Genomic DNA, 6,719 nt, shown 5'->3' with positions numbered 1-6,719 from the left:
TTTCACGTGAAACGTGACGCCGTGGCGCTCAGGCTGTCAACTCCCTTTCCAGCGGCGTGCGGAAGCGTGGAGTGATCCGTGTTTCCCCCACCCACTCCGACAGCCGGGACGCCTCCGCCTCGATCGCGGTGGTGGCATCCCGGCCGATGTCGGACAGCAGTCGCCAGACCGGCTCGCCATCAGCGCGCTGTGCCCAGCCACCCACGATCTCGCCGTTCCACCACACTGTCGGGCCGATGTTGCCGGCCCGGTCGAAAAGGGCCGGCCGGTGCTCGGCCGGAAGATGGAAACCGCGATCGGCCCAGCCCATCGCGCTCGGGTCGAGGGCGGGAAGCAGTGCCGCCCACGGCTCCAGGGCCGGTTCGGGCTCTGTGTCCCCCGGGGAGACCCAACCCGTCGCGCCGCTGTCGAGCTGCACTTCCTCGGCCGCGGTAGCTGCCAGCGCAGTGCGTACCTGGCCGAGACCCCAGCCCGTCCACCACTTCAGATCGGCCTCGGTTGCGGGGCCGTACGAGCGGAGATAGCGCAGGGCCACTTCCGCCTGTGCCTCTGCGAGGTCCCCGGCAGGCCATGACTCGGCTGCCGTCCAGCGGAACTGGCTGGAGGTCCAGGAGCCGCGCGGCCGGTCCCGGCGGATCAGGCCTTCGGCTGCCAGCACCCGCAGAACACGGGTGGCGACGCCCTGAACCGTTTCCTGCTTCTTGCCAGGGAAGATTGTGATCTTCGTACGAAGCGCCGGTACGGCGGCGGACAACTCGCTCCCGGTGGCGGAGCCGCGCGCAGTGAGGGCGGCCAAGGTCGCCTTTTCCGTCTCGATGAGCCAGTTCTCGCCCAGTCCGTTCCCGTCGTCGTGCAGATGCGCGAGGAAGGTCCGGCGCTCCTTGGCTGCCACGGCACGGGCGTTCGAGGCGTTGACATACGGGGCGAGCCCGCTGGACACCGTGAAGAGGGTGTTGCGCATGGAAAGCAGCCGGACCAGGGAGACGTCCTCGTAGAGAGCACGCTCCACCGTGTCCACGCCGGCCTCGGCGAGCCGGGCGCAGGTGGAAAGAAAGACAGTGGCCGCGTCGGTGGCGTGCAGGGCAACGACCGCGTCGGCCACGGACACCGCGGATGCGGCTCGTACGGAGGGCGCCAGTAGGTGACGTCGGCCGAGTCTGGTCCGGCGCTGTGTGTCGCTCATGGCGTGCATCGAGCGCTCCTTCGGTCCGTAGGATCCCGAGCTGCGGTCACAGAGCTAGCTTGAAACCTACGTGACTGGCGGTGAAACCGAGCCGCTCGTAGAAGCGATGGGCATCGGTCCGGGTCGCATCGGACGTCAGCTGGACCAACTGGCAGTTCTGGCGCCGGGATTCGTCCACCGCCCACTGGATCAGCTGAGTGCCGAGGCCGCTGCCGCGCTCATCGGCATGGACGCGAACGCCCTCGATGATGGAGCGGGTCGAACCGCGCCGGGAGAGCCCGGGAATCACTGTCAGCTGCAGGGTCCCGACAACACTGCCTTCGCGGACGGCGACGACCAGGTGCTGGTTCGGGTCACCGGCGAGTCGCTGGAACGCGGCGCGGTAGGGGGCGAGATCGTCCGGCGACTCGCGCTGCGCGCCCAGCGGATCGTCCGCGAGCATGGCCACGACGGCCGGGATATCGGTGGGCGCGGCAGGGCGTATTTCCAGATCGCTCATGATCGGCAGACTACGCAGTTCAGGCGGCCTACGCGGGGACCTTCAGCTCTTCGACCGCCGTGACGAGCGGGGCCAGCTCGGGGTTTCTGGCAGCCTCGTCGAGGGCGGCGCGCAGAGCGGCGTCGTTGGTCGGCCGGGCCTGGGCGAGCAAGGTGAGGCCGGCGTCGGTGACATCGGTGTAGATGCCGCGGCGGTCGGTGTCGCAGAGATACCGGGTCAGCAGCCCGCGGTTTTCGAGGCGGCTGACCAGACGGGTGGTGGCGCTCTGGCTGAGCACGACCGCGTCGGCGACCTGTTTCATCTGCAGATGGCCGCCCGGACCGTTGTGCTGTCGGCTCAGGACGTCGAGCAGGGAGTACTCCCGCACGCTGAGCCCGTGTCCGGACTGCAGGGCCCGCTCGATATGGGACTCGATCTTGCCGTGGAGCAGGGAGAGGGCGCACCAGCCCTGCGAGAGGGCGGTCAGTGCAGGGTCCGTTGCTGTCATGGTCTCTCCTCCGTGCGGAGCCGCTTGCCTCCAGGATAGAGGACGTTTGCAATAGCCCGTGCTTGCAATTAATTTTCTCTGCAATTATTCTGGACGCCCGTAAGGCGCAGGCGCAATCTCTTGGGAAGGTGAAACCCATGCCGCTCGCGCTCCTCGCCCTCGCCGTTGGGGCATTCGGTATCGGAACCACCGAGTTCGTGATCATGGGGCTGCTTCCCGAGGTTGCTGCGGACTTCCAGGTCTCGATCCCCACCGCAGGATTCCTGGTCACCGGCTATGCACTCGGAGTCGTACTCGGCGCTCCGCTGATGACGGTCCTTGGCACACGGGTCACCCGCAAACGCATGCTCATGCTCCTGATGGGGCTGTTCGTCGTGGGCAACATGGTGTCCGCCGTCGCCCCCGTCTTCGGCGTGATGCTCGCCGGGCGAGTGATCGCCTCCCTCGCCCACGGTGCCTTCTTCGGTATCGGATCGGTCGTCGCGGCCGATCTGGTCGCCCCGCAGAAGAGGGCCGGGGCGATCGCCATGATGTTCACCGGCCTCACTGTCGCCAACGTCGTCGGCGTACCGCTCGGCACCTACATCGGGCAGAGCGTGGGGTGGCGGACCACGTTCTTCGTCGTCGCGGCTCTCGGAGTCGTCGGGCTCCTGGGCGTGGCCAGGCTGGTGCCCGAGCAGCCGAAGGCCGAAGGCGTGCGGCTCCGTCATGAGCTGGCCGCGTTCGGCAATGTGCAGGTGCTGCTCGCCATGGCGATGACTGTCCTGGGCTTCGGCGGAGTCTTCGCCGCGATCACCTACATCACGCCGATGATGACCGAAATCGCCGGCTACTCCGCGTCCTCCGTCACCTGGCTGCTGGTCCTCTTCGGACTCGGCATGGTCGGGGGCAATCTTCTCGGCGGCAAGTTCGCCGACCGCCACCTGATGCCGATGCTGTACGTGTCGCTGGGCGCCCTGTCCCTGATCCTGGCACTCTTCACGCTGACCGCCCACAACAAGATCGCGGCAGCCGTCACCATCGTGCTGATCGGCGGCCTGGGCTTCGCGACCGTACCGCCGCTGCAGAAGCGGGTTCTCGACCAGGCGGCGGGAGCCCCGACCCTTGCCTCCGCCGTCAACATCGGCGCCTTCAATCTCGGCAACGCGCTGTCGGCGTGGCTCGGCGGCCTCGTCATTGCCGCCGGTCTCGGATACACCGCACCCAACTGGGTCGGCGCCGCACTGGCTGCTTCCGCTCTGGTCCTCGCCGTCCTCTCCAGCGCCCTGGAGCGCCGGACGGCCACCCGCAGCCGCCTTGTCGCCGCACACATTCCCGAGCAGGTCGAGGCATCCGTCGCCCCGCACTGACCCCCCCCACATCGCGCGCTCACCCCGCGGCGCGCACTCTCCACCGCACCAAGGAGCCATCCCCCATGAGTACCACCGTCCCCACCGCCGTTGCCCCGTTGACCATTCAGGACGCGGAATTGCTGGTCGCCGCAGCCCGCACTGCCGCCGAAGCCGCCGGTGTCACCGTCGCTGTGACGGTCCTCGACGCGGGCGGCCACCTGCTGGCCTTCCGTCGCGACGACCGGGCCGTTCTCATCGCGGGCGAGACCAGCACCCGCAAGGCGTACACAGCCCTTCAGCTGGGTGCCCCGACAGCCGACCTCGTCGACGCGGTCCAGCCGGGCGGGCTCTTCCACACCCTGCCGACCGCCCTCGACCGGCCACTGCTCTTCATCGCCGGCGGTGTTCCGGTCTTCCGCGACGGTCGGGTGATCGGAGCCGTCGGCGTGGGCGGCGGCGCGCCCGAGCAGGACCACGGCTTCGCCACGGCCGCTGTGACGGCTCTCGGCTGACTCGCCAACCGCTGTGAAGGCAGCGGAAATCCATTGGTGTCCGTTCCCATGTACCAGCAGAGTCGCGGCGCATGGGGACGGACATCTACGGCTTCATCGAGTGCCGGGCCAGTTGGCACGAAGAGAGCGAGCCCTGGTCGGCCACAGTCGATCCCGATCTGCTCCACACAACAGGCCGGTGGCAGGCATTTCCCCGGCCCGGCACCGCTCAGCCCGGTCCGCGTCAGCCCGTCGCCACGGTCAGCGGTGCGAAGCGACGGGTCCAGTCACCCGGCAGGTCCAGGGACCGGTTGGCCATCACCGTGGTTCCGGAGCCGGCCGGCTGCAGACCGCACTCCTTGAGCCGGTCCAACAGTTCTTCATGACGTGCGTCGATGTCCGCGCGCAGTGGACGGTCCGTCGCCTGCGCGAGGGAGTCGACGAGCGCCATCGCCGTGACGGTGTCCCGGGCGATCAGCGGACCGACCACATGGACACCGTCGCTCGGCCACAGCGCCGCGTAGCCGACAAGCCCGCCCTCGTCCTCCGCGACTCGGAGGTGATCCGCGAAGGCCGGCAGCCGGGCAAGGAGATGCGTCCGGTCCGCACCGAACACTTCTGAGTCCAGCCGGAGCATGGCACGCAGATCCTCGGCCGTCGCCGGGCGGACGGCCACGCCGGACGCTGCGGGAGCGCTGTCGCCCGACGCGCCGGTCAGCCGGAAACGACCACTGATCCGCTCGGCCCGGCCCACCGCTTCGAATCCGAGGTCTTCGTACAGCGGTCGCCCGGCCGGCGTCGCGTACAGGCTGAGTGACGTCTCCCCCGCCGTTTCGATCACCTGGTGCATCAGGCGCCGGGCGATCCCTTGGCGCGCGTAGCGCTCCGCGACGAGGAGCATGCCGATGGCGGCGAGTCCCCGGCCGTATGAGGTCATCACACAGGAGGCCATCAGGCCTTTGCCCTCGGGATCATCGATGCCGTAGCCCGTCCCTGCGGAGAGGAGCAGGGCCCAGCGATGCTCGTCACGCGGCCAGCCGCGGTCCTCGCAGAGATTGGCGCAGGGGACCAAGTCTCCCCGGGTGAGGCGCCGGATGGGCGTATCGGCGTGCGTGTGGGGCAGTGGGCTGGGCATGAGGGCCAGGCTGTCCGACGCAGTGATCGTTCGTCCACCGCTTTACTGGATCCGATCGAGACTCATATGCGCCGACCGTGTCGATGGTGCCCGCGCGGCCGGAGAGCCGAGTCCGCGGTGGGGGCTCGTCGGCGAGCTGCATGCGTGCGCAGTTTCACGTGAAACGCGCAGCTGAGCGGCAGGCAGAGGCGATTCGGCGCTGATGCATGTTGCCCGCACTGTCTCCGGCTTCCCTGCCTGGCCATGGGGCAAAAGAGCGTAACGGGAGAACTGGTTCGGATACCCGGACTTCCCGCTATTTGTCCGACCTGCAGATGTCGCGTGCATGCTGGGGCGAGGGACCGCAGGCGCTGCGTGCGGTGTCGGCACGCTCATGCGACCAGAAGCTGCTCGAGGCGAGGCACACATATGGACGCTCCGACCACCATGTCGACCGGTGATGGAACACCGAGATCTCCCGATGCGACCCTGATCCATCGCACCCTGGCGGAGATCATTCCTGTCGCGAACCAGGCCACCTTGTACTTCTACGCCCTGCTCTTCGTGCGCCACCCCGATCTGCGGGCCATGTTTCCGGTCGCGATGGACACCCGGCGCGACCGTCTTCTCCGGTCGATCCTCACGGCTGCCGACCGGATGGACGACCCCGAGGCGCTGGTCGAGTACCTCGGCGGACTTGCCCGCGGGCACCGTAAATACGGCGCACTGCCCGCGCACTATCCTGCATTCGGCGAGGCTCTCCTCGGCGCATTGAGCCGCTACGCCACCACATGGAACGGGGAGACCGAAGCGGCCTGGGTCCGTGCCTACACGGCGATTTCGCAGATCATGATCGACGCGGCTGTCGAGGACGCGGAACGGACTCCCGCCCGGTGGCTGGCGGAGGTTGTCTCCCATGACCTGAGAACGCCCGACACGGCGGTCCTCACCGTCCGTCCCGATCAGGCGTATCCCTTTCTCGCAGGCCAGTACGCCGCCATGGAAACCCCCTGGTGGCCACGGATCTGGCGGCACTACTCCTTCGCCTCGGCCCCTCGGCCCGACGGTCTGCTCACCTTCCATGTCAAGGCGGTCCCGGCGGGCTGGGTCTCCAACGCTCTGGTGCGCCGGGCCCGCCCCGGCGACGTGGTGCGTCTCGGCCCACCCACCGGCTCCATGACCATCGACCACACCACCCACAACGGTCTGCTCTGCCTGGGCGGCGGCACGGGCATCGCGCCCATCAAGGCGCTCGTCGAGGATGTCGCCGAGCACGGCGACCGGCGCCCCGTGCAGGTCTTCTACGGCGCACGCAGCGACCGCGACCTGTACGACATCGACACGATGCTGCGGCTCCAGAAGACCTTTCCCTGGCTCGCTGTGCGGCCTGTGGTCTCCCGCGGTACGGGGAGCGGGTTGAAAGGCCCGCTCCCCGACGCGGTGCGCGAGGGCGGTCCGTGGCCCGAGTACGACGCCTATCTCTCGGGGCCTCCGGGGATGATCCGCAGCGTCGTGGACGCGCTCAGAGGGATCGGTATGCCGTCCGAGCGCATCCGGCATGACTCCGTCGAGGAACTGGCGCCCCTGAGCCCGGGCTGACCAACGACGGCCCAT

7 protein-coding genes are annotated in these 6,719 nt (G+C 68.6%); 3 read left to right on the top strand and 4 right to left on the bottom strand.

What is annotated here, in order from left to right; translation table 11 throughout:
• Window positions 1-28: 28 nt before the first annotated feature.
• The 3 genes from ACFU6I_RS15680 to ACFU6I_RS15670 are packed head-to-tail and all read right to left on the bottom strand — an operon-like array spanning window position 29 to window position 2,169.
• The gene (locus ACFU6I_RS15680) at window positions 29-1,192 is read right to left on the bottom strand and encodes a winged helix DNA-binding domain-containing protein (RefSeq protein ID WP_384366104.1); all 1,164 of its coding nucleotides are present in this window, start codon (window positions 1,190-1,192) and stop codon (window positions 29-31) included.
• A 37-nt stretch (window positions 1,193-1,229) separates the two neighbouring features.
• Window positions 1,230-1,682 (bottom strand): GNAT family N-acetyltransferase, encoded by a 453-nt coding sequence (locus ACFU6I_RS15675; RefSeq protein WP_384366101.1) that lies wholly within the window; start codon window positions 1,680-1,682, stop codon window positions 1,230-1,232.
• Window positions 1,683-1,710: 28 nt separating this feature from the next.
• Window positions 1,711-2,169: a MarR family winged helix-turn-helix transcriptional regulator gene (locus ACFU6I_RS15670; RefSeq protein WP_384366098.1), complete on the bottom strand. Its 459-nt coding sequence runs from the start codon at window positions 2,167-2,169 to the stop codon at window positions 1,711-1,713.
• A gap of 137 nt (window positions 2,170-2,306) precedes the next feature.
• Between ACFU6I_RS15670 and ACFU6I_RS15665 the strand changes: the two genes are divergently transcribed.
• Together ACFU6I_RS15665 and ACFU6I_RS15660 are read left to right on the top strand one after the other, a co-directional pair.
• A complete protein-coding gene (locus tag ACFU6I_RS15665) occupies window positions 2,307-3,518 on the top strand; it encodes an MFS transporter (protein WP_384366095.1) in 1,212 nt (403 codons plus the stop codon).
• Window positions 3,519-3,583: 65 nt separating this feature from the next.
• Entirely contained in the window at window positions 3,584-4,012 is a 429-nt protein-coding gene (locus tag ACFU6I_RS15660; RefSeq protein ID WP_384366092.1) for a heme-binding protein, read from the top strand.
• 223 nt (window positions 4,013-4,235) lie between these two features.
• On the opposite strand, the gene ACFU6I_RS15655 is transcribed toward ACFU6I_RS15660, so the two are convergent.
• Window positions 4,236-5,126, bottom strand: coding sequence for a GNAT family N-acetyltransferase (locus tag ACFU6I_RS15655; RefSeq protein WP_384366089.1), 891 nt, complete (start codon window positions 5,124-5,126; stop codon window positions 4,236-4,238).
• 243 nt (window positions 5,127-5,369) lie between these two features.
• On the opposite strand from ACFU6I_RS15655, the gene ACFU6I_RS15650 reads away from it, so the two are divergent.
• Window positions 5,370-6,704 (top strand): globin domain-containing protein, encoded by a 1,335-nt coding sequence (locus ACFU6I_RS15650; protein WP_384366086.1) that lies wholly within the window; start codon window positions 5,370-5,372, stop codon window positions 6,702-6,704.
• Window positions 6,705-6,719: the final 15 nt, after the last annotated feature.

Source organism: Streptomyces sp. NPDC057486, from assembly GCF_042802415.1.
In the GTDB taxonomy this organism is placed as follows: domain Bacteria; phylum Actinomycetota; class Actinomycetes; order Streptomycetales; family Streptomycetaceae; genus Streptomyces; species Streptomyces yanii.
Note: the sequence above shows the minus strand (reverse complement) of the source record. Positions and strands in the feature narration are given on the sequence as shown.

Excerpts from the sequence above, each read along its gene's own strand:
- ACFU6I_RS15655 (WP_384366089.1), bottom strand. The coding sequence starts at position 5,126 with ATGCCCAGCCCACTGCCCCACACGCACGCCGATACGCCCATCCGGCGC.
- ACFU6I_RS15660 (WP_384366092.1), top strand. The coding sequence starts at position 3,584 with ATGAGTACCACCGTCCCCACCGCCGTTGCCCCGTTGACCATTCAGGAC.
- ACFU6I_RS15665 (WP_384366095.1), top strand. The coding sequence starts at position 2,307 with ATGCCGCTCGCGCTCCTCGCCCTCGCCGTTGGGGCATTCGGTATCGGA.
- ACFU6I_RS15670 (WP_384366098.1), bottom strand. The coding sequence starts at position 2,169 with ATGACAGCAACGGACCCTGCACTGACCGCCCTCTCGCAGGGCTGGTGC.
- ACFU6I_RS15680 (WP_384366104.1), bottom strand. The coding sequence starts at position 1,192 with ATGCACGCCATGAGCGACACACAGCGCCGGACCAGACTCGGCCGACGT.
- ACFU6I_RS15675 (WP_384366101.1), bottom strand. The coding sequence starts at position 1,682 with ATGAGCGATCTGGAAATACGCCCTGCCGCGCCCACCGATATCCCGGCC.
- ACFU6I_RS15650 (WP_384366086.1), top strand. The coding sequence starts at position 5,370 with ATGGGGCAAAAGAGCGTAACGGGAGAACTGGTTCGGATACCCGGACTT.